General features: G+C 37.0%; 29 protein-coding genes and 1 tRNA gene. 15 read left to right on the forward strand and 15 right to left on the reverse strand.

Annotated elements, in window-relative coordinates; genetic code table 11:
* From ABXT44_RS00905 to ABXT44_RS00925, 5 genes are read right to left on the reverse strand one after another with little or no spacing between them, the layout of a single operon-like run.
* Window positions 1–897, reverse strand: coding sequence for a CvpA family protein (locus ABXT44_RS00905; RefSeq protein ID WP_416687315.1), 897 nt, complete (start codon window positions 895–897; stop codon window positions 1–3).
* A gap of 52 nt (window positions 898–949) precedes the next feature.
* Complete coding sequence (locus ABXT44_RS00910; protein WP_416687318.1) at window positions 950–2,167, reverse strand: bifunctional folylpolyglutamate synthase/dihydrofolate synthase; 1,218 nt, start codon at window positions 2,165–2,167, stop codon at window positions 950–952.
* A 39-nt stretch (window positions 2,168–2,206) separates the two neighbouring features.
* Complete coding sequence (locus ABXT44_RS00915; RefSeq protein WP_416687320.1) at window positions 2,207–2,662, reverse strand: FxsA family protein; 456 nt, start codon at window positions 2,660–2,662, stop codon at window positions 2,207–2,209.
* The gene (gene trmB / locus ABXT44_RS00920; protein WP_416687322.1) at window positions 2,663–3,358 is read right to left on the reverse strand and encodes a tRNA (guanosine(46)-N7)-methyltransferase TrmB; all 696 of its coding nucleotides are present in this window, start codon (window positions 3,356–3,358) and stop codon (window positions 2,663–2,665) included.
* Window positions 3,355–4,119, reverse strand: coding sequence for an exodeoxyribonuclease III (locus ABXT44_RS00925; protein ID WP_416687326.1), 765 nt, complete (start codon window positions 4,117–4,119; stop codon window positions 3,355–3,357). Before ABXT44_RS00925 ends, trmB begins: the two co-directional genes overlap by 4 nt.
* Before the next feature lie 31 nt (window positions 4,120–4,150).
* Between ABXT44_RS00925 and pyrE the strand changes: the two genes are divergently transcribed.
* Window positions 4,151–4,792, forward strand: coding sequence for an orotate phosphoribosyltransferase (gene pyrE / locus ABXT44_RS00930; protein WP_416687329.1), 642 nt, complete (start codon window positions 4,151–4,153; stop codon window positions 4,790–4,792).
* Between the two features lie 40 nt (window positions 4,793–4,832).
* On the opposite strand, the gene ABXT44_RS00935 is transcribed toward pyrE, so the two are convergent.
* Window positions 4,833–5,270: an NfeD family protein gene (locus ABXT44_RS00935; protein WP_416687331.1), complete on the reverse strand. Its 438-nt coding sequence runs from the start codon at window positions 5,268–5,270 to the stop codon at window positions 4,833–4,835.
* 91 nt (window positions 5,271–5,361) lie between these two features.
* Between ABXT44_RS00935 and ABXT44_RS00940 the strand changes: the two genes are divergently transcribed.
* The 5 genes from ABXT44_RS00940 (at window position 5,362) to ABXT44_RS00960 (ending at window position 9,030) form a co-directional block, all read left to right on the forward strand.
* Window positions 5,362–6,252, forward strand: coding sequence for a phytanoyl-CoA dioxygenase family protein (locus ABXT44_RS00940; RefSeq protein WP_416687333.1), 891 nt, complete (start codon window positions 5,362–5,364; stop codon window positions 6,250–6,252).
* Window positions 6,253–6,303: 51 nt separating this feature from the next.
* Window positions 6,304–7,458, forward strand: coding sequence for a gamma-butyrobetaine dioxygenase (locus ABXT44_RS00945; RefSeq protein WP_416687336.1), 1,155 nt, complete (start codon window positions 6,304–6,306; stop codon window positions 7,456–7,458).
* Window positions 7,451–8,014: an HD domain-containing protein gene (locus ABXT44_RS00950; RefSeq protein ID WP_416687338.1), complete on the forward strand. Its 564-nt coding sequence runs from the start codon at window positions 7,451–7,453 to the stop codon at window positions 8,012–8,014. The genes ABXT44_RS00945 and ABXT44_RS00950 overlap by 8 nt, the downstream gene beginning before the upstream one ends.
* A 95-nt stretch (window positions 8,015–8,109) precedes the next feature.
* The gene (locus tag ABXT44_RS00955; RefSeq protein ID WP_416687340.1) at window positions 8,110–8,580 is read left to right on the forward strand and encodes a type II 3-dehydroquinate dehydratase; all 471 of its coding nucleotides are present in this window, start codon (window positions 8,110–8,112) and stop codon (window positions 8,578–8,580) included.
* Window positions 8,581–9,030, forward strand: coding sequence for a type II 3-dehydroquinate dehydratase (locus ABXT44_RS00960; protein WP_416687343.1), 450 nt, complete (start codon window positions 8,581–8,583; stop codon window positions 9,028–9,030). It begins immediately after the preceding gene.
* A gap of 38 nt (window positions 9,031–9,068) precedes the next feature.
* On the opposite strand, the gene ABXT44_RS00965 is transcribed toward ABXT44_RS00960, so the two are convergent.
* The 5 genes from ABXT44_RS00965 to ABXT44_RS00985 form a co-directional block, all read right to left on the reverse strand.
* Complete coding sequence (locus ABXT44_RS00965) at window positions 9,069–11,504, reverse strand: GcvT family protein (RefSeq protein ID WP_416687346.1); 2,436 nt, start codon at window positions 11,502–11,504, stop codon at window positions 9,069–9,071.
* Between the two features lie 11 nt (window positions 11,505–11,515).
* Window positions 11,516–12,103 carry a CIA30 family protein gene (locus tag ABXT44_RS00970; protein ID WP_416687348.1) on the reverse strand — a complete coding sequence of 196 codons (588 nt, stop codon included), beginning with the start codon at window positions 12,101–12,103 and terminating at the stop codon, window positions 11,516–11,518.
* 52 nt (window positions 12,104–12,155) lie between these two features.
* The gene (locus tag ABXT44_RS00975) at window positions 12,156–12,785 is read right to left on the reverse strand and encodes a class I SAM-dependent DNA methyltransferase (protein ID WP_416687351.1); all 630 of its coding nucleotides are present in this window, start codon (window positions 12,783–12,785) and stop codon (window positions 12,156–12,158) included.
* A 121-nt stretch (window positions 12,786–12,906) separates the two neighbouring features.
* Window positions 12,907–13,164, reverse strand: a complete 258-nt coding sequence (locus tag ABXT44_RS00980; RefSeq protein ID WP_416688387.1) for a phytanoyl-CoA dioxygenase family protein — start codon at window positions 13,162–13,164, stop codon at window positions 12,907–12,909.
* On the reverse strand, window positions 13,161–13,637 hold the full coding sequence (locus ABXT44_RS00985) for a phytanoyl-CoA dioxygenase family protein (protein ID WP_416687354.1): 477 nt from the start codon (window positions 13,635–13,637) through the stop codon (window positions 13,161–13,163). The genes ABXT44_RS00980 and ABXT44_RS00985 overlap by 4 nt, the downstream gene beginning before the upstream one ends.
* 251 nt (window positions 13,638–13,888) lie before the next feature.
* Between ABXT44_RS00985 and ABXT44_RS00990 the strand changes: the two genes are divergently transcribed.
* Complete coding sequence (locus ABXT44_RS00990) at window positions 13,889–14,905, forward strand: hypothetical protein (RefSeq protein ID WP_416687357.1); 1,017 nt, start codon at window positions 13,889–13,891, stop codon at window positions 14,903–14,905.
* 266 nt (window positions 14,906–15,171) lie between these two features.
* On the opposite strand, the gene ABXT44_RS00995 is transcribed toward ABXT44_RS00990, so the two are convergent.
* Window positions 15,172–15,261 (reverse strand) — tRNA-Ser (locus ABXT44_RS00995).
* Window positions 15,262–15,374: 113 nt separating this feature from the next.
* On the opposite strand from ABXT44_RS00995, the gene rpmB reads away from it, so the two are divergent.
* Together rpmB and rpmG are read left to right on the forward strand one after the other, a co-directional pair.
* Window positions 15,375–15,611, forward strand: coding sequence for a 50S ribosomal protein L28 (gene rpmB, locus ABXT44_RS01000; protein ID WP_271556916.1), 237 nt, complete (start codon window positions 15,375–15,377; stop codon window positions 15,609–15,611).
* Between the two features lie 10 nt (window positions 15,612–15,621).
* A complete protein-coding gene (rpmG, locus tag ABXT44_RS01005; RefSeq protein WP_271556915.1) occupies window positions 15,622–15,777 on the forward strand; it encodes a 50S ribosomal protein L33 in 156 nt (51 codons plus the stop codon).
* Between the two features lie 61 nt (window positions 15,778–15,838).
* On the opposite strand, the gene acnB is transcribed toward rpmG, so the two are convergent.
* On the reverse strand, window positions 15,839–18,397 hold the full coding sequence (gene acnB, locus ABXT44_RS01010; RefSeq protein ID WP_416687360.1) for a bifunctional aconitate hydratase 2/2-methylisocitrate dehydratase: 2,559 nt from the start codon (window positions 18,395–18,397) through the stop codon (window positions 15,839–15,841).
* A gap of 93 nt (window positions 18,398–18,490) precedes the next feature.
* Between acnB and purB the strand changes: the two genes are divergently transcribed.
* From purB to ABXT44_RS01030, 4 genes are all read left to right on the forward strand, one after another.
* The gene (gene purB / locus ABXT44_RS01015) at window positions 18,491–19,855 is read left to right on the forward strand and encodes an adenylosuccinate lyase (RefSeq protein ID WP_416687363.1); all 1,365 of its coding nucleotides are present in this window, start codon (window positions 18,491–18,493) and stop codon (window positions 19,853–19,855) included.
* Window positions 19,856–19,911: 56 nt separating this feature from the next.
* Window positions 19,912–20,580: a 30S ribosomal protein S16 gene (gene rpsP, locus ABXT44_RS01020; RefSeq protein ID WP_416687365.1), complete on the forward strand. Its 669-nt coding sequence runs from the start codon at window positions 19,912–19,914 to the stop codon at window positions 20,578–20,580.
* Window positions 20,581–20,584: 4 nt separating this feature from the next.
* Window positions 20,585–21,103, forward strand: a complete 519-nt coding sequence (gene rimM / locus ABXT44_RS01025) for a ribosome maturation factor RimM (RefSeq protein WP_416687367.1) — start codon at window positions 20,585–20,587, stop codon at window positions 21,101–21,103.
* Between the two features lie 99 nt (window positions 21,104–21,202).
* Window positions 21,203–23,014: a SulP family inorganic anion transporter gene (locus ABXT44_RS01030; RefSeq protein ID WP_416687369.1), complete on the forward strand. Its 1,812-nt coding sequence runs from the start codon at window positions 21,203–21,205 to the stop codon at window positions 23,012–23,014.
* Between the two features lie 53 nt (window positions 23,015–23,067).
* Here ABXT44_RS01030 and ABXT44_RS01035 read toward each other — a convergent pair whose 3' ends face one another.
* Entirely contained in the window at window positions 23,068–24,246 is a 1,179-nt protein-coding gene (locus tag ABXT44_RS01035; protein ID WP_416687372.1) for an SRPBCC family protein, read from the reverse strand.
* A 7-nt stretch (window positions 24,247–24,253) separates the two neighbouring features.
* A complete protein-coding gene (truA, locus tag ABXT44_RS01040) occupies window positions 24,254–24,997 on the reverse strand; it encodes a tRNA pseudouridine(38-40) synthase TruA (RefSeq protein ID WP_416687374.1) in 744 nt (247 codons plus the stop codon).
* 98 nt (window positions 24,998–25,095) lie between these two features.
* Here truA and ABXT44_RS01045 point away from each other — a divergent pair, with 98 nt between their 5' ends.
* Window positions 25,096–25,458, forward strand: coding sequence for a diacylglycerol kinase (locus tag ABXT44_RS01045; RefSeq protein WP_416678378.1), 363 nt, complete (start codon window positions 25,096–25,098; stop codon window positions 25,456–25,458).
* Window positions 25,437–26,192 (forward strand): biotin--[acetyl-CoA-carboxylase] ligase, encoded by a 756-nt coding sequence (locus ABXT44_RS01050; RefSeq protein ID WP_416687376.1) that lies wholly within the window; start codon window positions 25,437–25,439, stop codon window positions 26,190–26,192. Before ABXT44_RS01045 ends, ABXT44_RS01050 begins: the two co-directional genes overlap by 22 nt.
* Window positions 26,193–26,207: the final 15 nt, after the last annotated feature.

Raw genomic sequence — 26,207 nt, forward strand, 5'->3', positions numbered from 1 at the left:
TTAATCCCCTGTAATCTCACTTTCTATGAACTCGACAATTTTATCACCGGGCTCAAGTTCAATAAATAATAAATGTTTAGACAATACAGGCTTTACATCGACCGACCAATCTTGAAATGTTCTTAGAGCGCCACTAGTTTCAACCCATGCATGGTTTTGAGTGACCCAAGTCATGCTTTGAAGGATTAGTACAATGATTAGAACAAAAATGCCACCTTTAAATAACCCTAAAAATGCACCAAGGAAATTATTAGTTATTCCACCAACATTTCTAGCATTGATGAGAGTGTCAAGTGAGCTCAAGACTCTTATAATGCTGTCATAAACTGGTGCCATAAGAGAGGGGTTTTCTGAGTCAATTTTAATGTTAAGGAGTTTTGATAAGGCAATTAGCGCAATTACTAAAATTGCAAAAACTACAGCAAATGTAATAAAATTTCGTAATGAGTCGTTTGCTATTAGTGATTCAATTGTTTGAAATTCAGCTACAGCCCCTCGATAGTTAAAGCTTATTACTGCAGTAATTGCTAATATTGTTGTAACCGCAAAAGGTCGATTTAGAGCGTTTGGATTATCATTATTTGAAGAGGCTTCAGTAAGCCTATAAAAACCTTTTTTGATAAGCCAAATACTAAGGAATATACCACCAAAAGATAAGGCAAAAATAGATTGGTTGTCTGGGCTAATCCAGCTACTTAGGAAAGTCTTTGCAAACGAGTCGTAATATAGCCAAGCTAAGATAATTGCAAATATAACAAAAATAAAGCTAATGATTTCCCTAGCAAGTCCTTGAATAAAGCCCCTAACTACAAAAATAATTAGAATAATCAAGGTAAGCCAGTCTGACCAAGCCAGTAAACTTATAGCACTCCAAACATTGTCAAAAAAATTGCCCATGAGCTCCCTGATAGATAGGTGTAATTTTACAACAGTTTCTTATGGTTTGTCGTTAACTCCAGAAACTATTAACGTTAAACTTTTTTATGATTTTGAATGCATCAGTAATTGTATAAAAAGAGCCAAAAATAACAATTCGTTTAATTTCATTAAGTTCAAGTGATTGGCTAATCGCACTATTCATATTAAGGCAGATAGTGGTCGATTTAGGCTCATTAAACTTATTTTTTAGAGACTCTAAATCGATTGAGCGCTCCGCTGAAATTGGAACTAAAAACCAATGTTTAATGGTTCCAGAGGCGAGTTCAATCATATCAACAATGTTTTTATCAGCCAGCGCTGAAAAAATGGCGACGGTTTCCATTGGGTTTTCTGACAATGTATTTATAAGAGCCTCTACTGCTGCTGGATTGTGTGCCACGTCAAGAACTACTGTTTTATCGCCTATAGTTATTTTTTCAAATCGCGCTGCGACTCTAGCTTTTTTAATCCCTTCAGTAATCATAGAGATGGATACTGGAAAACGATCTGCAAGACTTTCAATGGCCTTAACTGCGACAGCAGCATTAAGCTTTTGATGCGCTCCTTCTAGACCTATTTCATTTTTATAACTTTCAGAGATAAGGGTAAGGGGAGTTTTGATTTGTTTTGCGTATGACAATAAACTTTGAGGCGGGTCTTGATCACCACAAATACATGGTTTTGCGGTTCGCATCACCCCTGCTTTTTCCCTGCCAATCGCCTCTCTTGTATCGCCTAGGTAGTCTGTGTGATCAATTGCAATATTTGTGATAATGCTTACATCACTATCAACCACGTTCACAGAGTCAAGTCTTCCGCCAAGACCAACTTCTAGAATTGCAAGATCCACACTAGCTTCTGCAAATATAATTAAAGCTGCAAGTGTTGAAAATTCAAAATATGTGAGCGTTACACCTTCCCTTTTTGTCTCAATTAATTCAAACGCTTTTATGATTAATTCATCAGAAACTTCCTTACCATCAATCGCAAAGCGTTCGTTATACTTTAATAGGTGAGGCGAGGTAGAGCGACCAACCTTGTATTTTGATTTATGATAAATACTATCAATAAAAGAAACGGTAGAGCCTTTCCCATTTGTTCCTGCTACTGTAATAACTGCATATGGAACTCCACTTGGAAACAGCAGATCATAGACAATTTGAACTCTATCAAGGCCTAAAACAATGGTTTCCTCCATTAATGTTTCTTGCCAATTCAGCCAATCATCGAGAGTTCTTTTATTTTGCATATTGAAGAGTAGTTTTACTAAATCAAAAAAAAGTTTAAATTATTTATCTTCCCAAAACTCACCTTCAATAGTCTCATCTTTGTTAGTTTTTTTTGTTTCACTAGTTTCGCCTCTATTGATAAAGGCTGATTTTTTTTTACTAAAGACGCGCTCTGCATTTTTTTCTAAAAAGTGGTTTATGAAATAGCTTCTACTCCAGGGCATTAAGCCAAGCAAGCCCAGAATATCGGTAATAAACCCAGGTGTTAATAACAAAACACCAGATACTAAAATGACAACCCCCTCAAACATCTCTACTGCAGGAGTCCTTCCTTCAGCAATACTTTGTTGAGCCTTTGCCATAGTTGACCAGCCCTGTTGTTTCAGAAGACGAGAGCCAATAAATGCAGTAATAATCACAAGTAGTACTGTTGAAAGTCCACCAATAGCTTGACCTACAGTTACCAGAACATAGATTTCAGCAAGTGTGACAACAACAAATATAGGAAATAACATTTAACCTCCTTTTATGTTTGTAAAAATTATGTCCCAAACCCCATGGCCTAATTTTTGACCTCGATTTTCGAATTTAGTTAAAGGCCTATTTTTTGGTCTTAAAGAATACATATGGTCACCAGCACAGTTTTTAAAGTGTGAATGTGATTCTAGCAACTCCATAATATGCTCAGCATAGTTCTCCCAGTCGGTAGCTATATGAACAATACCATCTTTTTTAAGTTTGTTGGATAGAAGGTCCAAAAAGCTTATTTGAACAATTCTACGCTTATGATGTTTCTTTTTGTGCCAAGGATCAGGAAAGAATAGCTGAAAATGTGAAATACTGTCATCTAAAATATTGTTTGTTAGAACCTCTACCGCATCATCCTTGATAATTTTGAGGTTGCTAAGTTTATTCTTATTAGCCTCATTAATAAGCCTTCCAACGCCAGCCTCATAAACCTCTATCCCTAAAAAGTTTTGATTAGGCTGATCGATTGCCATCTCAAGTAGGCTGTCACCATTTCCAAATCCAACTTCAAGTGTGACGTTATTTTTTGATAGAAAAAGTTTCTTAAAATCAAGTTTTTTTTCATTAAGATCAACGCCATAATCATGCCATAGCTCATTAAGACCAATAGATTGAGCCTTGGAGATTCTTCCTGAGCGCCTTACAAAGCTCTGTATTTTTCGTAAATATTTTACTTCTGTCATAGTTGGTAATCAATGATTAGCGGAGCATGATCAGAAAAACGCTGCTCTTTATATATTTCGCATGATTTGGCAAGGCCAGCTAAATTGCTACTGACTACCTGGTAGTCAAGTCGCCAGCCTGTATTATTGGCCCATGCCTGTCCTCTATTTGACCACCAAGTGTATTGATATTCTTCTTGGTTGATTTCTCTAAAAGAGTCAATGAAGCCAACATCATCATAAAGTGTATCAAGCCACTCTCTCTCTTCTGGGAGAAAGCCAGAATTTTTTTGGTTAGGCCGCCAGTTTTTTAGGTCAATTTTTTTATGCGCGATATTCCAATCACCACAGATAATATATTTTCTGCCATCTTTTTGAAGTTTTTTTAAATGAGGCATAAAGCGGTTAGTAATAAATTCCATTTTGAATGCTTGCCTCTCTTCTTTTGACGACCCTGATGGAAGATAAATTGAGAGAACACTTAAATCTCCAAAATCAGCTTGAATAATCCTTCCTTCCAAATTCATATCTTCCCAGGGGCTATAAGAGATCTTATCAGGCTTAGTTTTGCAGTATAGCCCCGTTCCACTATAACCCTTGCGCTCTGCACTATGGTAATAGGTATTCATTCCTTCTGGGTAGAACTTTTCATCTAGCTGATCCTCTTGCGCTTTAATTTCTTGAAGGCAAACGACATCAGCATTTTTTGTCTTGAGCCAGCTAAACAGACCTTTTCGCTCAGCAGCTCTAATACCGTTAACATTAATTGTTATAATTCTCATTGCACTTATTTTAATAGTTTAGGAATAACCAATGGAACAGTATCAAAAGGATTTTGTAGATTTTACGTTAGAAACTGGGGTACTCAAGTTTGGTGAATTCACTCTTAAATCTGGGCGAATTAGTCCTTACTTTTTTAATGCGGGGCTTTTTAATAAAGGCAGTCACTTATCTCAGTTAGGAAAGTTTTATGCTCAAGCTATTGAAGCAAGTGGCATGGAGTTTGATGTACTTTTTGGACCTGCTTACAAAGGAATTCCATTAGCAACAGCAACAGCAATTGCCCTTAATGATAGCCTTGGAAGGAATATTCCTTATTGCTTTAATCGCAAAGAAGTCAAGGATCATGGTGAGGGAGGAAGTATCGTTGGGCACTCATTAGAGGGCGATATTCTAATCATTGATGATGTTATTACAGCTGGCACTGCAATCCGAGAAGCGCAAGATATTATCACCACCAATGGCGCTAAAACAAAAGGAGTCATAGTTGCATTAGATCGTCAAGAAAAAGGAAATGGAGAGCTTTCAGCGATTCAAGAGGTTGAAGAAATTTTTGGAATTATGGTTCTAAGTATTATTAACTTGTCCCACATTGTTGACTATTTAAAGGATTCAAAAGATGAAGGCACTGTTCTAAGAATTGAGCGCTATAGATCTCAATATGGCATCAACTAATCCAGCTATTATGAAACGTAATATTTATTTATGTAAGTCGTTATTTCGACAGTTCAACAATAAAGGTTGAAGACTCGACACCAATAATTTTTACTGATTGTCCAGCGCTAAGATTTGAACCTTTAGCAAACCAAAGAGACTCTCCTATCTGGACTTTAGCCACTTCATCCTCGATAGATACTATCATGCATTCTCTCCCAATATGTTTCTTTGCCTTATCATGCAGCTGCTCATCTACTGTTTTTACAGGGTAGTATTTTTTTGATAAAAGAGTTGCCACAACTGCAAGAACTATAAAAATCAGCAGCTGTAATAAACCAGAAACATTAGGAAGCAGAAAGAAAATTATACCAACAGTAATTGCTGATGAGCCAATCCAAAGTAGAAATACTGTCCAGACAAATAGCTCTAAAATTATTAAAGCAATGCCAAGAATCAGCCAGTGGATAAAGTTTAAATCTTCAAATAAGAATTCCATGACATAAGATTTTATATTCTTTCTTAAGTTGTATTAAATTTTTCTTTATTTTTTCTTAAATTTAGTACATAATTCGCTTTGGAGGCGTTAAATGCAAACTAAAAATACTTTAAAAAACCAAGATTTAATTGATCAATTTCATAGAGATGGATATATATTTCTTGAAAAAGCTCTTACAGAGTCTCAATTATTAGCAGTCAATAATCAATTATTATCTTGGGTTGATGAAAGCAAACTTCATTCAGAGTCTTTTGGTAAGATTAAGGATGGTAGGCCACGTTTTGATGTTGATACAAAAAGCCATAGCGCAGATACGCCGGCCTTAAGAAGAATTACATCACCAGCAGAAATATCAGATTCTTGCCTTGATGTTGTTAAAGACAATAGTGCTTTAGATCTTGTTGCTGATATATTTGGGCCTAATATTAAGCACTGGACGAATAAACTAAATCTCAAATTACCCAGCTCAGGGACAGAAGTTAAGTTTCATCAAGATTTTCCTTTCGAGCCCCATTCAAACGAAGATATCATGACAGTTCTTTTTTTTCTAGACGACGTTACACTTGAAAATGGGCCACTTGAAGTTGTTCCAGGTTCACACAATGGGCCTCTTTATTCTTTGTGGCATGATGGAGTTTTTACTGGGGCGGTGGGTTCTGAAATTGAGTTAGCTAATAAAGGTGAAGCCGTAAGCTGCACTGGAAGGGCGGGCTCAGCTTGCTTGATGCACTCTAAACTATTGCATGGCTCTAGTTCGAATCGAACAAAATTTCCACGATCTTTATATATTGTTAGCTATACTGCAGAAGATGCAATACCGTTAACTGAAAACCCATTGCCAAGTGACTTAGATGGAATGATAGTTAGAGGTATAAAGACCGATACAGTAAGGTGCTCAAGTTATAGTGTGGAGTTACCAGAGTACCCAAAAGAGGTTTCTTTTTTTGGGCAGCAGGATAAAACTAAGAGCTCAATGATGTAATAATTTTACTGTTCGTAATTATAATTCCTTTAGTTGAATGGCCTTATTCTAATGAAAAGTGATAATTCTATTAATCAGATTAAAAAGTTTCATCTCGCTAATGATGAGCTAGTGATTGATTGGCAAGATGGCAGTCAAAGTAATCTCTATAGTCATTGGCTAAGAGATCATTGCCAAATGCCTCAATCAAGAAATGCTAATAATGGGCAGCGATTATTTAGTGTTATCAACATACCCAAAAATACCTCTATTGAAGAGGTTAAGCAAGATGAAAGAGGTGATCTACATATTCGGTTCATGCCTGAAAATTATTGGTCTATCTTTTCTCAGAACTGGCTATGGATAAACTGTTATAACCTTAATAATCATTTCGATGATAGAAGTGAAAAAAACAAACATTTGTGGCAAAAAAATAGCTTTAAAGATGGCATGCCTAGGACCAAGTATAAAAATTTTCAAGAAACCGATGAAGGTAGGCTAGAGGTTTTGCGTGCAGTTCGAGATATGGGTTTTTGCATTATCGAAGATGCTTCTATCAAAGAAGGGCTTGTTCAATCTGTAATTTCTCAGCTAGGATTTACTAGAGAGACAAATTATGGAAAATTATTTGAAGTTCGAACTGAAGTAAAACCAAATAATCTTGCTTATACTAATATGAGACTTGGTTCCCATACTGATAATCCGTATCGAGACCCTGTTCCAACAGTACAGCTTTTACATTGCCTAGAAAGCTCAACACAGGGTGGAGAGTCAGTTTTGGTGGATGGCTTTAATGCGGCAAAAAAACTGAGAGAAGAAAGCAGTAAAAATTTTGAAAATTTAACAAATAACTGGATTAATTTTCGTTTTTCTGATGATAAAACAGATCTTAGGTCTAGAGTGCCAATGATAGAAGTTAATGATAATCATGAAGTTATCAAGGTGAGATATAACAATCGATCTATCGATACAATTAACCTGCCTTCAGAGAAGATTCGCCCATTTTATTTGGCATATCGGCACTGGGGAGAGGTAATAGAGAGAGATGAGTTAAAGGTTATATTTCAGTTAGTACCTGGGGAAATAATTATATTTGACAACACTAGAGTGATGCATGCAAGGACCGCTTTTTCTGATAAAGGTAAGCGCCATTTACAGGGTGCTTATACAGATTTAGATGGCCTTTATAGTCTTCTTAATATTCTAGAAAATCGAAATAATGACTAAGATTAATAGTGATAATATTGTAAATCATATCGAAGATGTTTTTAAGAGGCGTGGTGCTGAATCCTATTTAGGTGAAGACGTAACAATGGCCCAGCATATGCTTCAAGCTGCACAGTGCGCTGAGCAATCTGGTGCAGATGCCAGTCTAATTGTTGCTGCACTCCTTCATGATATAGGGCACTATAAAAATGAAATACCTGAGTCAGTACTAGCCAAGGGTATGAACAATTTTCATGAAGAAGCGGGCGCTAATTTTTTAGAAGACTACTTTCCAACATCAGTTGTTGAGCCAATACGTCAACATGTTTCTGCAAAGCGCTATCTATGCTCTGTTAAGTCAGACTATTTTGAACGTCTTACACAAGCCTCAATACACACTCTTAATTTGCAAGGTGGCCCAATGAGTAAAGATGAAGTTAAAGAGTTTGAAAAAAATATTTATTTGGATGATTGCATAAAACTGCGTTACTGGGATGAGGAAGCTAAAGATTCTTCAAAGTCTCATCCACAATTTTCATACTTCAGGCCTTTAGTAGAGTCATTAGTTCAATATTAGTATTTAACTTAAAAATACTCTCTATTTTTAATCGTCATACATGTCTTCATTGGGAAAGTATAATATTAGTCTAACAAATTAAATTTAACCAGTTAATGAATAACAATAAATTACTAATAATCAATGGCCCTGGGCTTTCCGATTTAAGTAACTTTAATGAGTATGGTTATGAGCACCTGACCTTGGAAAAGTTGCAAAAAAAATGTTTGGAGACGTGCAAATCATTAGGCATGGAGCTAGATTTTTTTCAAACTGATGATCAGGCTTCTTTGACAAAAAAAATAGTTGAAGGAATAACAGAGTGTGATGCATTAATTATCAACCCTGTTGGGTACTCGCATGAATCAACTTTTGATTTAGATGCCTATGCTTCAAATATAAAGTTTGATATTCTTAAAAATAAACCCGTGATTGAGGTGCATATTACAAATATTTTCCATGATAACGAGGGCATCTCTGAGCCTGTAATAGTTTCAAAAAGTGGAGTCGGATTTATATGTGGCCTTGGCGTTCATAGCTATGAACTAGCTATTAGAGCAATTCATGAAAAACTAAACCATAATTAGATGAATATTTACGTAATCAATGGACCTAACATAAACCTTCTTGGAACGCGGGAGCCAGAAATTTATGGTAGCGAAACATTGGGTGATATTGAAAAAAAATGTATAGAACAAGGCTTAAAAGATAACCATTCTGTTAAATTTATGCAGTCAAATTATGAGGGCGAAATAGTTGAATGGATTCAGCATGCAATCAAAGAAAAAATCGATGCTATTGTTATTAATGCAGCAGCTTACACCCACACTTCGATTGCAATTCATGACGCATTAAAATCTTTTTCAGGTTTCAAAATAGAGTTGCATATTTCCAACCCACATTTACGTGAATCTTTTCGCCATGTTTCTTATATCTCACCTGTGGTAGATGCTGTAGTTGCTGGTTTAGGTCCAAGTGGGTATAGCCATGTTATTCAATTATTAACAGAGCTAAAAAAACAATATAACGAAGCGTAGATATGTCCTAGTAGGTATTCTAAGATGGGTATTTTTTATTAAGATAAGATTCTACTGAAGTTACTATCATATGGTGCAAATGGAATAACCTCCACTGAGATCATTTCTCCTAATAAATCTAGCAGCATTTGAGTTCCCAGCTCTGATTTTTCTGGATTTACAAATGCGTATGCTAAGTTAAGGTTTACTCTGTGTCCCCAATCACCCGAAGTTATTGTTCCAATGACCTTACCATCCTCCATAAGTGAGGCTCCACCATAAGCAGGAGCGTGCTTACAAGCAACTTTGAGACATACAAGTTTTTGTTTTGGGCTATTTTTAATGCGATTTTGTAATGCGTCTTTACCAATAAAGTTATCTTTGTTTAGGTTAACAAAGCGATCAAGACCAGTTTCAAAGGGATCAAATTCAGTTAATAAATCTGACTTCCATGCTAAAAATCCTTTTTCCATTCTCATGGACTCTACAGCTCTAGACCCAAACAGCTTCATTCCAAACCCTTTTCCTGCATTAGAGATTGATAGATAGGCTGCATACAGAAATGCATTTGGAACATGCACTTCATAAGCAAGCTCACCTGAAAAACTTACTGACATTACAGTGGCTGGAGAAAAGCCTATGAAACATTCCCTGACACTAAGCCATGGAAAGGCCTCCTTACTCCAATCTTCACGACTACAACTAGATAGAACTTCTCTGGAATTTGGCCCTGCTAAAAGAAGAATAGTTTGGTCGTTCGTTAAACTTTTAATTTCAACCTCTTCATCGGCTTTTAAGTGTTGTTTTAGCCAATCCATGTCATGAAACTCAGATGCTGCAGCTGAGCCATACCAGATTCTTTTTGGACCTCGATCTGAGGATGGAAGATTAGAAATTGTTGCTTCACTTTTTATCATTCCAAAGTCATTAAGAAGGTAACCTAATCCAACCCGACCTATCTTGTGAGTAATATTGCCACAAAACATTCGATCAATAAAACTCTCGGCATCTGAGCCACTTATTTCAAAACGGTTAAAGCCATTAACTTCGGTCAGCCCCACATTATTTTGGACATTTTTTACTTCATTTGCGACAATATCAAATGCTTCATCAAAGTGAAATGAAAGCGAAGGATGAAAGTCCTCAGATGGTTTTATGTATTCCACACGCTCCCATCCATTAATGACTGTGAATTCTGCATTTTCTTTTGCCATTACTGGGGTAAGAGGAGTAGTTTTCGCATTGCGAGCAGCTGGGCGATGCTCATGTGGAAAGTGAAAACGGAATTCGTTTTGGTAGTCTTCAATGGCCTTGAGAGAGGTCATCTCAACATTAGCATGAGTTGTAAATCTTCGAGGATCAAGGCACCAGGTATCATAGCAAGCCTCACCATGCACAATCTGCTGAGCGAGAAGCCAGCCATGTCCACCACCTTCACCTAGTCCTGCACGAAGACCAATAATGCAAAAAGCATTCTCCTTGCCTGGAATTTTTCCAACCAGTGGAGCGCCATCAATTGTGTAGGTAATTGGGCCATTAATGATGCTTCTGATGCCAGCATTCATAAGAGCTGGCATGCGCTCAAATGCCCCATCCAAAACATCAGTCACTCTCTCTAAATCATCTGGACAGAGAGCATTCACAAAGTTTGGATCAATGCCATCCATTCCCCATGTCTTACAATTTTGTTCATAAAAACCAATCAAAAGCCCACCCTTATCTTGTCGACAATAATAGTCAGATATTGGGCAACGAAGTAGGGGCATGCGGTGACCTGCCTCAGCTATTTCAGGAATATCTTCTGTTAAAAAATATTGATGCTCCATCGACGCTACAGGATGATGAACTCCCATCATTGCGCCGACTTCATTGACTCTATAGCCGCAGGCATTAACAATAATATCGCAATCAATATCACCATTTTCAGTGGTTACTTTCCAAGTGCCATCTTTATATTGTTTTAGGCCAATGACAGGGGTATTTGTATAAACTTCTGCACCAGCTTGACGCGCTTTTCGGGTTAATGCGTGACACAATTGATATGGATCTATATCTCCATCTAGTGGGTCCCATAATCCACCAATTAAATTTTTTGTTGAGATCAATGGATGACGTCGTTGACACTCCTTTGCATCAATTACTTCAAAATCAACATCCATACCTCGAGCCATTGAAGCGAAGTGATGGTAGCCCTGTATTTGTTCTTTTGTACTCGCAAGTCTTATTCCTCCATCACCGTAATTGTAGTTGATTGGGTGATCTGGATCTTCAGATAATTCTTTGTATAACTTAATTGAATGTGTTTTTAAGCCAACCATTGTTTGGTTCATGCCAAAATTCGTAACCTGTGCCGCAGAGTGCCAAGTTGTTCCACTAGTTAGATCATTACGTTCGACAAGAACAACATCAGACCAGCCCTCTTGAGTAAGGTGATATAAGGTGGAGCAGCCCGCAATTCCTCCCCCAATAACTACAACTTTCGCTTTTGTCTTCATATATTTATTCTCTAATAGTAAAACTCTATTGTTGAGACTGAGACATCAGCTATGAAATCTTTGCCATAGGCCACAATACCAAATCTTCTAATTTTTTTTGGATCCAAGGCTGAGTCTTTTGACCATCTTCGTTCGAATTTATTAAAGGGCAGGTCAATCATTTGCCACTGTTCATTCGCTATGAAAGTTGTAGCATAATAGTCTGATGGAGACCAGCTTTCATTGGTTCGAATGTGAATATAGTAAGTTTCCCCATTGCCTCTTACCTTGAGTCGAACACCTTGAAGGTTTTTACCTTCCTTTTCAGAACTTGCAAATGAGACCCCAGAGCGAAACTGAATAAAGCCACCATTGTTTGCTGTACTAACATTGCCTGTAAGCCTTGCATAATAGGTTTCTCCATCTTGTTCAAGTGTTACTTGGCCATCCGATACCCCGCCCATTACTCGATCACTTGTGTACTGCCAGTACTTACCACTATCAGCATTAAATGGGAACGATAGGTCTTCAACAGCAATCGCTTTTGAGCTAATAGTAATCATAACTATTAGGAATAAAAAATAACTTATTTTTGAAATTTTTAATGAATTTATCAGCATATAAGATAATAGTCAGATCATATAAAAACTATATTATATGGGGATTCAATACTTATTTTTTTCTAAATACTGTGATAATTACATGGTCACTTCCATGGTCTTTATCTGGATTATTTCCATAAACATCTACTTCATAGAAAATTGGCTTAGTAATATTTTTTTTAATTTCTATAAATTTTTTATCAAAACCAGCCTTTTTAAATAACTTATAGTGAATCGTAAAAACAAAAAGACCACCAGAGCGAGTAACCCTTAAAAGCTCATCTAATACATTTGGTCCAACATGCCCATGAGTAAAAGTTCCTGCACTTACAATTGCTCCATAATGATTATCATTTATCAATAATCTTTTCGTTAAGTCTGCCTCGATTATTTTTGAATAACAATTTTTTGCTCTAGCAATTTCTAGCATTTCAGGAGAAATATCAATAGCATCTATTTCGCTTGCACTCTGGTTTAAACATTCTCCAATCAGACCTGTTCCTGCGCCAACATCAAGGATTGGATTATCTGTATCATTGGAATATTTAGCATAATATTTAGCTATTTCTATCGGAGAGCGGTAGTCATTTTGCTTGGCAAAATCATCATCATATGTAGATGCCCAAGTTTTATATAAATTTATTGAATCCTCAGGAGTCTTCAATGAATACGCATCTTTTAAACCTTTTTTTTCAGTCATCCTAAGATTGTATATCAACTTTAACTAAAGTCCAAATTTCGTTTGATGTGTGATGAAGGGATTATTAATAGTTGGCTAAGTTCAATAGAGGGTCCCCAATAACTTCAAGTTAGTAATTAATTTAAATTTGAATCGCTTGATTTCTATTTAAACCTGTATTAGGATCGATAATTGGCTCCGATGAATATTGAGCTAGATAAGCTGTTCTTGTTTTGGATGATTGATTTGCTCCAGAGGCATGAGGCGTAAGACTAGAAAATACCACAAGAGCCCCTGCAGCAACATGTAAAGTCTTTGCTTTGGCCTCATCGACCTCAATAAATAGGTCTTTTGATTTGTCTGACCATTGGTGAGTTAATACTTCTGCAGTGGTCCCTATTTTTTAGGGATAACCGATAAAGGTCCATTCAATGAATGGGTATCATCAAGCGCCAGCCAAGTTGTCAAATAGGGCTTGTGGTCAAAATTTATGTATCCTGAATCTTGATGCCAATTAAAACTCGACTGCGTGTTAGGCTCTTTCATTACGAATTGTTCATTGAAAATAAATGCATCGCCATCAAGTAACTTTGTAACAACTTCCTTTATAGGTTTGCTTTTAAGATATTTCTGAATTGCAGGATAATAGCTACTTTGATTTTTAATAAACTTTCGACCAGCTTTTGAAATATCACCATAATGCTTATTGTTATATGATTGCTTAACTCTATTCGATTCTTTATCAATTTCTTTAAAGATGTCATTGAGTGATTCTTTAAGCTCTAACAATACTCCTGAGCTAACAAAATCTTCTAATACGAGAAAGCCGTGAGATTTGAATTCATTGACTTTTTGTTGTGTTAATTTTTGCATGATAGAATTATATTCTAGATTGAATTAAAGTCCAAACTTCGTTTCATCTGTGAGGGAGGTATTATTAATAGTTAGCCGAGTTCCATGAGCCTGCCTACCCATACCTTCAAAGTCTTTATTTATATGCGAGGGATGGTTTCTCTGAAGGTGGTATGTATAGCTATAAATTATTTATATATATATGTAGTTCATTATGCTGTTTATCTTTCCCTAGCTATGGATTACAATGCGTTTTTTTTAACATAAAAATCATGTATCCAAGGCTATTAGTATCTAGTATTTTTTTAATCTTAACTCTCACCTCAACAGTTGCCAATGCGTCTCATGATCAACGGGGTTGTGTAAAGGATGCCTCTGGTAAAATTATAACCCTTGATGCTCCGGGAGATGTTAACGGAGAAGTTGTCAGAAATGAGGATGGGGGCTCTCTCGAACGTTCCTGTAATGAAGACCCTCTAGAAACCTGGATTAAAATTTATAAGATAGGTTTATGTAAACAAGATACTTCTCATAATGATTTAAGTTCTTGTCAATTTATTGTGAATTCAACTGAGGGCATAGAGCACACTATTAAAAAGTTTACTTCTAGCCCCATTAATACTGATATATTAACAATTAAGCCAGGTAGTTATGATTATGTAGCGGTTGTTATTAGTAATAAGTTCGGCTCTAAGATTTCCTTTGAAACCACTAATACAATCGAAAGTGGTAACCCAAATACAGGCTTTAATCTAGGCAAATATTGCTGGTCAAGCCTCCCTGGGCCAACCACTATAAATAATAATGACACGCTGTTTTTAGATCATGCTCAAGCAGTAGTAGGTGAAGATGCACTCCTGATGGAATGTAACACTTCACCAGGAACGCCTCAATGGACCTATGAGATTTTGAATGACCTTTCGCGAGAAGAGGATTGGAAGCTTAGTATGTGCCACCACCCTGATACTAATGCAAATCAAACGGATGCAGAAGGTGATAGGCAGGATTACGGCTTCATTAAAAATGGTAATTTTTTTGTGAACCTTTTAAAGATGGATAATTCATTCGCAACAGCTTGTGAAAATTCTGCAAAATTACTAATGACCACTGCTTTAGATGAGACTTTCAGTGTTACAAATAAAACTCTGTACCAGCTTAATTTTCAACAAGATAATATCAATTTTATTGAGTTTCTATCTCGGGAGGATGAAGCTGCTTATCCTGATCCTTTTTTATGGAAGATAGGAATTGATATACCAAAATTGTATTTGAGTGTTTCTGAGCCATAAGTAACAGATTATATTTTTAATACAAATTTTTCTAAGTAACCAAACTTGCCGCTATTAAAATCATGAATTGTTTTTGTTTATTGTGACTTGAACCAAAGTCCAAATTTCGTTAATTAAGTGAAGACAAGAATTAAATGCAAAATAATCTTTCAATTTTAATATTGAAAATATTGCCCTAATGTTGCTCTAATTAGATAAAAATAACCCTATTTAGACACATTTTAAGGCAACAATTTTTTTGGGGTGCTTTAGTATAGGGTTTTAGATGGTGGAGGGACAGGGATTCGAACCCTGGAAGGGGATTAACCCTTGCTGGTTTTCAAGACCAGTGCATTCGACCACTCTGCCATCCCTCCAGAAGATGGGTATGATACAGTTTTTATCAATAAAGTAAATCAAATTTATATAAAAAAACCGCAAATTTTTGCGTATAATTTCCCTTTTTTAGAATTTTGTTAAGGTAGTCGTTATGGCAAAAGTATGTCAAGTAACTGGTAAGCGACCAATAAGTGGAAATAACGTTTCACATGCTAACAATAGAACGCGTCGTCGTTTTTATCCAAATCTTCACACACACCGTTTTTGGGTCGAAGCTGAAAACCGCTTTGTTAAGTTAAAGCTATGTGCTAGGGGTCTTCGTATCATCGATAAGAAAGGGATCGATGAAGTTTTAGCAGAAATCCGTGGACGCGGCGAAAAGGTATAGGGAGTAACTTATGAGAGAAAAAATTAAATTAGTATCTTCAGCAGAAACAGGTCATTTTTATACGACTACTAAAAATAAGCGTATTCATCCTGAAAAGGTAGAAGTTAAGAAGTTTGATCCCGTGGTAAGAAAGCACGTGATGTATAAAGAAGCTAAGATTAAGTAATTCTTTATAAAATATTATTAAAAAAGCCGCTTTTTAGCGGCTTTTTTAACGTCTAATCTATTTAGCTTTGAAGAATATTTTCAAGCGGGACCTTTGAAGCTGATTTTTGGTAGTCAGCAATCTTATCAAAGTTCAGGTATTGATAGATCTCACCAGACATAGGCTCTATATCTTTCATTAAAGATAGATATTCTTCAGGAGTTGGAATATAACCTAGTTTTGCTGATATTGCAGCAACCTCAGCAGAGGCTAAGAAAACATTACTATTATCACCAAGTCGATTTGGAAAGTTTCTTGTTGAGGTTGAAACGACTGAAGCACCTTCTTCCACTCTTGCCTGGTTCCCCATGCAAAGTGAGCATCCAGGAACTTCGGTTCGATCTGTTAACCTTTCAAATGTTTCATAAATGCCTTCAGCCCTTAGTTGTTTTTCATCCATTCGTGTTGGAGGGACTACCCATAAGACTGTATTTAACTCAGTTTTATCTTTTAGTAGCTGAGCTGCAGCTCTAAAGTGTCCAATATTAGTCATACAAGAGCCAATAAAAACCTCATCAATTGAAGTTTTGGCAACCGATGAAAGAAGTCTGACATCATCTGGATCATTTGGACAAGCTAGAATTGGTTCTTTTATTTCGTCTAGATTTATTTCAATTACTTCAGCATACTCACAGTCTTTATCGGCCTTAAGAAGCTCCGGATTATCAAGCCACTTTTTCATATCTTGGATTCTTTTGGCAATGGTTTTTTTATCATCGTAACCAGCATCAATCATTGAGCCTAGAAGAGTAATATTTGAAGTTAAGTATTCTGCGATTGGCTCCTTGTTAAGCTGAACAGTGCAGCCATTTGCAGATCTTTCAGCAGTAGCATCAGCAAGTTCAAATGCTTGTTCAACTTTAAGATCTCCTAACCCTTCAATTTCTAAGACACGACCAGAAAATACATTCTTTTTATTAGATTTATCTACAGTGAGCAGACCTTTTTGAATTGCAACATAAGGTATGGCATTGACTAGATCTCTTAAGGTGATTCCAGGCTGCATATTTCCCTTAAATCGAACTAAAACTGACTCTGGCATATCCAGTGGCAAAACTCCAATAGAAGCTCCAAAAGCAACTAACCCAGAGCCCGCGGGAAAGCTAATGCCGATTGGGAAGCGTGTGTGTGAATCTCCACCAGTTCCAACAGAGTCAGGCAAAAGCATACGGTTTAGCCAAGAGTGAATAATGCCATCTCCTGGTTTTAGCGAAACTCCACCTCGAGAATGCATAAAATCTGGAAGAGTGTGCTGAAGCTCAAGGTCGATAGGTTTAGGATAGGCCGCGGTATGGCAGAAACTTTGCATTACAAGGTCTGCAGAAAAACCTAAACAAGCTAACTCTTTTAATTCATCACGAGTCATAGCGCCAGTAGTGTCCTGAGAGCCAACAGTGCTCATTCGAGGCTCACAATAAGTCCCTGGCCTAATGCCCTTAACTCCGCAAGCCTTGCCTACAATTTTTTGAGCTAAAGTAAATCCTGCAGAACTATTTTTTGGATCAACTGGACGCAGAAAAACATCACTTACATTTAAGCCAAGCTCAGATCTTGTTTTGTCAGTAAGTCCTCGTCCAATAATAAGGGGAATTCTTCCTCCTGCACGGACTTCATCTGGCATTGTGCTGGGCGACAGGTTAAAAGTAGAGACCGTATCACCTGATGCATCTTTAATAATTCCTTCATAAGGATAAATTGTAATTTCATCACCCATCTGAAGCTTCGAAACGTCACATTCAATCGGAAGTGCTCCAGAATCCTCTGCGGTATTAAAAAATATTGGTGCAATTTTCCCTCCTAGAACTATGCCGCCACTATTTTTATTAGGGATGAAGTCTATGGACTTACCCATATGCCATAAAACTGAATTGATTGCAGATTTACGCGAAGATCCCGTTCCAACTACGTCACCAACATAGGCTAAAGGAAGTCCTTTTTCTTTAAGCTGCTCAATTTTTTCAAGCGGCTTATCCATTTTTTTGATAAGCATTGCTTTTGCATGAAGAGGAATATCAGGGCGAGACCAAGCTTCAGTTGCAGGCGAGAGATCATCTGTATTTGTTTCACCATCTACGCGAAAAACTACCGCTTTTATGCTTTCAGGAAGAGGCTCTTTCGACGTAAACCAGTCAGCTGAGGCCCAAGAGTCAACTATTTTTTTAGCATGCTCGTTGCGAGTTGATTTTTCTAAAATACTCTGGTGTGCTTCATAGATAAGGATGGTGTGAGAAAGTGCTTTGCATGCTTCCTCAGCAGTTTCATCAATATCAAGTAAGTCAATTAATGAAGTAATGCTGTAACCGCCAAGCATTGTTCCTAATAAAAATGTGGCATGTTTTTGTGAAATAGCCTTACAAGACTCATCACCTTTGGCAATACTTGTTAAAAATCCAGCCTTTACATAGGCCGCCTCATCAACGCCAGGCGGAATTCTATGTGTTAATAAATCTAGATAAAAGTCATCATCTGAGCCTGAAATGAGGCCTTCAACTACTGACTTGGTTTGTTTTGCATTAAGTACTAGGGGAGGAAGGTTTTCTGATTTTCTTTCATCGCAATGCTTTAAGTAGGTTTCTTTCATAATAATACTGACTATTAGATGTTTAAATAAAAGAGTATAATTTTATCCTTTTTAATATGAAAGCTTAAATTTTTTAAAGCAATAGTTCGTATTATGACATTTAATAACCTCACTTCCATTTCACCCATTGACGGTCGTTACAGCGATAAAACAAGCCCACTTAAAGCAATTTTTAGTGAATTTGGGCTAATAAAGTATAGACTTCTTGTTGAGGTGCGATGGTTAGAAGCAATGTCAAACAACCCTCATATTTCAGAAGTTCCAAAATTTAGCCCTCAATCTAATGCAGCTCTATTGGCTATTACAGATAACTTTACATTAGAAGATGCTAAATCAATAAAAGAAATTGAAAGAACCACCAATCATGACGTTAAGGCTGTTGAATACTTCCTTAAAGAAAAAGTCTCTTCAATCCCTGAGCTTCAAAAAGTAAGTGAATTTATTCATTTTGCCTGCACTTCAGAAGATATAAATAATCTGTCTCATGCCCTAATGCTAGAAAATGGAAGGCTTGTCCTTCTTGAAGAAATGAATGCCACGCTAAGTTTAATAACAAAACTAGCAAAAGATAATGCAGAAGTTGCAATGCTTTCTAGGACTCATGGTCAAACCGCATCACCAACCACTCTTGGTAAAGAGATGGCAAATTTTTCTTATCGACTAAGCAGGCAAATTGACCAGCTTAGTGCAGTTCAGATAATGGGCAAGTTTAATGGCGCTGTTGGAAATTTTAATGCCCATGTAAGCGCGTACCCAGAAATTGATTGGCAAAATGTTTCAAAGGATTTTATTGAAAAGCTCGGTATAAATTTTGCGCCTTATAGTTCTCAAATTGAGTCGCATGACTATATTGCTGAGTATTTTCATGCATTAAATCGCTTTAATACAATTCTAATTGACTTTTGTCGCGATATCTGGGGCTATATTTCGTTAGGCTACTTTACTCAGAAAACAACTGAGGGAGAGATAGGTTCATCGACTATGCCGCATAAAGTTAATCCAATTGATTTTGAGAATGCTGAAGGAAATCTAGGTTTAGCTATTGCAGTTGGCGATCACTTTGCAACAAAACTTCCAATTTCAAGGTGGCAGAGAGATTTAACAGACTCTACTGTATTAAGAAACTTAGGTGTTAGCTGCGCCCATAGTTTAATTTCATATGCATCGATATGTAAGGGCATTGGAAAGTTAGAAATTAACGAGAGCAAGTTAACTGAGGACTTGGATAAAGCTTGGGAAGTTTTAGCGGAGCCAATTCAAACAGTTATGCGAAGGTATGGTGTTAAAAATCCTTATGAAAAACTTAAGGACTTGACTCGCGGCAAGCAAATTGATTCCAAAATAATAGATGACTTTATAAATACATTGGAAATCCCCGCAGAGGCTAAAGAAGAGCTTCGTAAGCTAACCCCAATGAATTATATTGGTAATGCGATTAATTTGGCACGTGACATTTAAAACTGATATAATTTCTCGCCTTAATATTTCAACAATCTAAAAGGAGCAAAAAACCCATGGTTAAGATTAGACTAGCCCGAGGTGGAGCCAAGAAAAACCCTTTTTATTCGATTGTAGCAACTGACTCTAGAAAGAGAAGAGATAGTGGTTACATTGAGCGTATTGGATTCTTTAATCCAGTTGCTCGCGGACAAGAAGTCAGGCTTCAACTAGAAGAAGACAGACTGTCACATTGGATTTCACAAGGCGCACAGATTTCTGATCGCGTAAAACAGCTTGTGAAAGAATACAGAGATCCTTCAATTCGTGAAAAACAATTAGCCAAACATGCAGCTAAAGCTGATGATAAAGCTAAAAAAATTGCAGCTGAAGAAAAAGTTAAAGCAGATTCAGAGGCTAAAGAAGCGGCAGAAGCGGCTTCAGCAGCAGCTAAAGCCGCAGCAGAAGCTCCAGTAGAAGAAGCCGCAGCAGAAGCTCCAGTAGAAGAAGCCGCAGCAGAAGCTCCAGTAGAAGAAGCCGCAGCAGAATCTCCAGTAGAAGAAGCCGCAGCAGAAGCTCCAGTAGAAGAAGCCGCAGCAGAAGCTCCAGTAGAAGAAGCCGCAGCAGAAGCTCCAGTAGAAGAAGCCGCAGCAGAAGCTCCAGTAGAAGAAGCCGCAGCAGAAGCTCCAGTAGAAGAAGCCACAGCAGAAGCTCCAGCAGCTGAAGAGAAGCCTGCAGAAAAATAATTTGGTGTCAAAAGCGCCTCATTTAGACGATAAAAAGCTATTAGTTGGAAAGATTAATGGCTTTTTTGGTTTACAGGGCTGGGTAAAGCTCTTGTCTTATACTGATCCAAGAAAAAATATTCTAAGCTATCAACCATGGTACTTCTTGAGTGACGGTGTCTATGAAAAAATTGAGGTAACGAATGGCCGCGAGCAGTCCAAAACCATTGTTGCCCATATTAAGGATGTTGATAATCGAGAACAGTCTCAGGTATTTATTGGAAAAGATATATATATTGATAAAGAACAACTGCCTAAGCTCAATCCAGGTAAGCATTATTGGTATGAAATGATTGGTTTTGAGGTAATTAACCAGCACAATGAAAAATTAGGCGTAGTTGATTACTTTGTTGAGACAGGATCAAACAATGTTCTGGTCACCAAAGGCAAAAAAGAATATTGGATTCCCTATATTGAACCATTTTTAATTTCTACTAATGCAGAAACTAAGCAAATTATTGTTGATTGGGATGAAGATTTTTAATATAGTGTAATTTTCATAAGTTTAATTAAAAATCTCTTGTCTGACTGTTTTAGTTTGGTAGACTTAAATTTTAAATACTAAACTTCAGAAACATATTTCATGAGCTGGATAACAAAACTCTTTCCATTTTTGTTATGGATTAAAGATTTAAGCAATCCCAAAACTTTAAAAGCGGATATTTTAGCCGGCCTTACTGTTGGTTTTGTAATCGTTCCTCAATCAATGGCATACGCACAGTTAGCTGGATTAGGCCCTCAATATGGTCTTTATGCTGCGTTTTTGCCAGTCTTAGTTGCTGCAGTTATGGGGTCATCCAGGCAGCTGTCTACAGGACCAGTTGCGGTTGTATCTTTGTTAACTGCGGCCGCACTTGGGGAAATAGTTACAGATCCATCGAGCTACGCAATTTATGCTGCATTACTGGCGCTCATTGTGGGATTATTTCAGTTTTTATTAGGCGTTCTTAGGCTAGGTTTTGTAGTTAATTTTTTGTCACACCCTGTAGTAACTGGATTTACAAGTGCAGCTGCAATTATTATTGGAGCATCTCAGCTACCTAAAGTTTTTGGTATAAGGGTTATAAGTTCAAATGATTCGGATTGGGTAAGTGCTTGCCAAGCACTTTCTATTCCTGAAAGAGTTGAGAGTGTAGATGTTGGAGGCCTTCATACGATTTGTAACGCAGACCAAAGCTATGAAACTATTGCCAGACTTCTTGAAGCTGCACTTTATTTCACCCATCTTCCTACATTAGCTATGGCGTTAATGGGCGTAGTTGGAATTTTAATATTGCAGCGTTTTTTCCCTAGACTGCCTGCGATTCTTACGGTAGCTGTTCTGTCAACAGCAGCTTCATTCTTGATTGATTATCAAGGGATGGGAGGGGACATTGTAAATTCAATAAACATAAATGGTTTGTTTAGCTTTAAGATACCTCGATTCGACTTTAATGTTATGGGAACATTATTTGTCTATGCAATTACAATCTCATTAATTGGCTTTATGGAGGCAATATCGGTTGCTAAGTCTATGGCAGCTTCGACGAAGCAGCGCCTAGATGTGAATCAGGAACTTATAGGTCAAGGACTATCAAATGTTACTGCAAGCTTCTTTCAGGGTTACCCTGTCTCAGGTTCTTTTTCGCGTTCAGCGGTTAATTTAACTGCAGGTGCAGTTACTGGCTTCTCATCCGTAGTAACAGCAGCTATTGTTGGTATAACTATTCTTTATCTGACGCCTTTGCTTTATCATCTTCCCCTCGCTACTCTTGCTGCTATTATTTTAATGTCAGTAGCAAGTTTGATTCATTTTGCTCCGCTTAAGCATGCATGGAAGGTTGAGAAGCATGATGGACTGGTTGGCTTATTAACGTTTGTGATGACTCTAGTTTTTGCACCGAATTTAGAAAACGGTATCGCTTTTGGGGTGATTATGTCTCTAGGATTATTTTTATATAGAACTATGGAGCCAAATTTTTCTGAATTATCAGTTGAACACGGCTCGATTATTGCCTCAAGGTTTGCGGATGACTCAAATGAAGCTAGCAATGTTGTTAAAGTTGCAAAATGGAGTGGGTCGCTTTATTTTGCTAATGCAGCATATTTTGAAACTAAGTTGCTTGAATTAATTGCTAAAAATAATGAAGAATTAAAATACATTATTGTTGATGTGGCTTCAATTGTTCAGGTTGATGCATCTGGTGAGCAAGTTTTATCTGGCTTAGTTGAAACATGCTCAAATTCAGGAGTTGAAATTCTTTTTGCTAGAACTGAAAGATTAGAAGCAGAGTTATTTCGCTCTGGCTTCAAAAAGCGATTTGGCGATAATCGATTTTTTGATTTAAGAGCGGATGCCTTGAAATATGTTTGGCAAGAGCTAGAAGATAGTAATAATGAGGTTGAGCAACAATAAGTGTTTTTACTTTAGCTAAATTTTCAAAATTAGATTCATTTTTTAGTGATGCATTAACTGGATATTCTTGAAAGATACTTAGTGAACTGCCAAAGATTTTTCTCAATTGGATGAAGAGTTCCCTTGGGTAATAATTGAGAGCTTGAACCACGATAAAGGCCTTGAACAAGAGTTTTATCCTCACTATTTGCAGTATTCATGTAGTCAGCCATTTGCAACACCCAAGCGCCATATTCTGCTGTTGGAACTTCTGCCAATATTTCTGGTGGAACGGCCACCCCCCAAGTTGCTTTAAAGCATCCAATGCCATCTGGCATAACTGAAACCCACCATAAATAATCTGGCATAAGGGTAACCAAGTGGTTAGGAAAAATACAAAAATCAACCATCGTACGACGCCATTTACCTTTCAGTTTGGTATTATTCAGGTGCGCAGAGCCAGGACCACTTTCTGACTCTTGGGGGGCGTAATGATAGCAATAATGATCACTATCCTCACCACAGATATAGTCTTCTATAGGTTTTTTGTGATTAGCAAATGTTTTTTGATGCGCAATTGGAACATGATAACTCTCAGTAAAATTTTCAATTAAGTTTTTCCAGTTTGCATCCCAGGACATGCTCTCACGTATTATAGTTTGATAGCTACCCATGTCATATTGACCAACAATATTTTTACGTAAACCCTCAAGTGCAGAGGAAACTTTTTTATTAGGGTTTTTTGCTAACGTTATATATATAAATCCTTCCCAGATCTCGATATGAAGAGCTTTTAAATGATGCTTTTCAATATCAAAATTAGTCTTCATCTCCATAAATGGCGCATGCTTTAAGGACCCATCTAGCCCATATGTCCATGCATGATTAGGACAGGTAAAAGCAAAAGCATTGCCAGCTAATTTTGCTATAAGACAAGTAAATCGGTGGGCACAGGCATTTACAAATCCCAGAATCTCGTTAGATTCTTGTCGAATAATTACCACAGGCGTGCCTGCTATGTCATGGGTCAGGAAGTCGCCAGTATTTGGAATCTCATCAGTACGAGCAATACAAATCCATTCCTGATTGAAAATCCGCTCTTGTTCATGATTATAAAATTCGATAGAGTGGTTTGCTGCAGCTGGAATCGGTGATGCTTCTTCAAATGATTTTTTAGCAGATTCATCTATAGCCTTGACGACGCTTTTAAGCGGAGAATTAGAATGATGGTTCAGGTAAATTTCTAATGACATAAGATAATTATATATTTTGATAGTGAGCTTTTACAAAGTAGAGGCCTTGCGGTTCTGCAGTTGGTCCTGCTTCTTTTCGATCTTTACTGGCTAATACTGATAGCATCCATTCAGTACTTTCTTCTTCTCTCCCAATCTTTAAAAGTGTTCCTACCAAGTTGCGAACCATGTGGTGCAGAAAAGCATTTGCTTTAACCTTAATAATTAGATCGTCACCTACTTCATCAATTTGAAGGTATTCGATTGTCTTAATAGGAGATTTTGCTTGGCACATACTTCCTCTAAAGCATGAAAAGTCATGCTCACCGACCAAAAAAGCAGCTGCTTTTCTCATGTCATCGATGTTGAGGGACCTAGGCTCCCATAAATAATAGCCAGTCTTTAGTGATGACCTAACAGGATGATGATGAATTTTGTATTCATAAGAGCGTGCGTGAGCATTAAATCTTGCATGAAAATCATCATTAACTTCCTTAGCCCATTTAAAATTTACATCACTTGGTAGGTTCGCGTTCCCACCAAAGAGCCACGCTCCATCGATCCTACTCGTTTGAGTTTCAAAATGAATGACTTGCTCTTGTGCATGAACGCCAGCATCGGTTCTGCCACTACAAAATACCCTTACAGGGTGATTTGCTATCTTAGATAAAGCAGGCTCAACAACACCTTGGACTGTTCTTAGGCCAGATTTCTGGATTTGCCACCCATGAAAATCCGTACCTAAATATTCAACACCAAGTGCAATTTTCATAAGCAACCGCTAATTTTTTTTATTGTAAAATCGATAATAATATTTTAACAAACTATTGTAACTATCTAAATGAGTCTATTCTGGATAATACGAACTTTATGAAAGAAAATAACAAGCCTACGGGCATTAAAAAACTTTGGTCTGCTTCAATCTATTCTGCAAAAGGCTTTAAGGCTTGCTATCAGTCTGAATATGCATTTAGACTTGAAGTGTGGTTGGCAGTTGTGCTGACTCCGCTTGGTTACTGGCTTGGCGAATCACCAGTTGAAAAAGTACTTCTTATTACGCCTATATTTTTAGTTTTGATTGTTGAAATGTTAAACTCAGCAATTGAGGCTGTTGTTGATAGGATTAGTCTTGAGCAGCATGAGTTATCAGGCTTTGCTAAGGACGTTGCATCAGCAGCAGTTTCAATATCTTTAATTATTTTCATATTTACATGGATCATTATTCTTCTCTAAAAAGCCTGATTGAAAATGATCTAGAGTGTCATTATTTTGATTCTCTAGAGAGTACTAGCTCCTTTCTAAATAGTTTGCCAAGCTCTAATATAACCCAGCTATGTGTCACGCGAGAGCAAACTCAGGGAAAGGGCCAGCATGGTAGAGAATGGTTATCTCAGAAAGATGGTAGTATTCTTCTCTCAATTCGTCAAACATTTGGAATTGATATTAATTTAAACGGCTTAAGTTTAGTTGTTGGTTTGGCAATTATTAGGGCTTTAGAGAAAGAATGTAGAATTGATGGGTTTAAAATTAAATGGCCTAATGATATTTATTTTAGGGGAGCAAAATTAGCAGGAATTTTGTTGGAAAACAGTATTCAGGAAGGGTCTCAATCTGTCATTATTGGGGTTGGCCTTAACTATCATTTAGAGCAAGAAATGTCCTTCGATATTCCTTGGATTGATCTTTCAAAAATTGCCAAGACATTGCCAGATATTCATGAACTTACAGCATCAATTATTAATAATATCTTATCCATGTCAGATTATTTTAAATTAAATGGTTTATCAGATCTCCTTTCTCAATGGGATCAATACGATATGCTTAAAGGTGCAAAGCTAAAATCAATAGAATTTGGCAAATCTTTTGAGGGAGAGGTGGTAGGAATTTCCAATCAAGGCGCATTAAAAGTTTTAACAGAAAATGGCACCAAGGAGCTCTATAGCTCCAAGAATATTGAATACATTTAGGGTAAGATAGTTAAC

The organism is Candidatus Pseudothioglobus sp. Uisw_041, assembly GCF_048087625.1.
Classification (GTDB): Bacteria; Pseudomonadota; Gammaproteobacteria; order PS1; family Pseudothioglobaceae; genus Pseudothioglobus.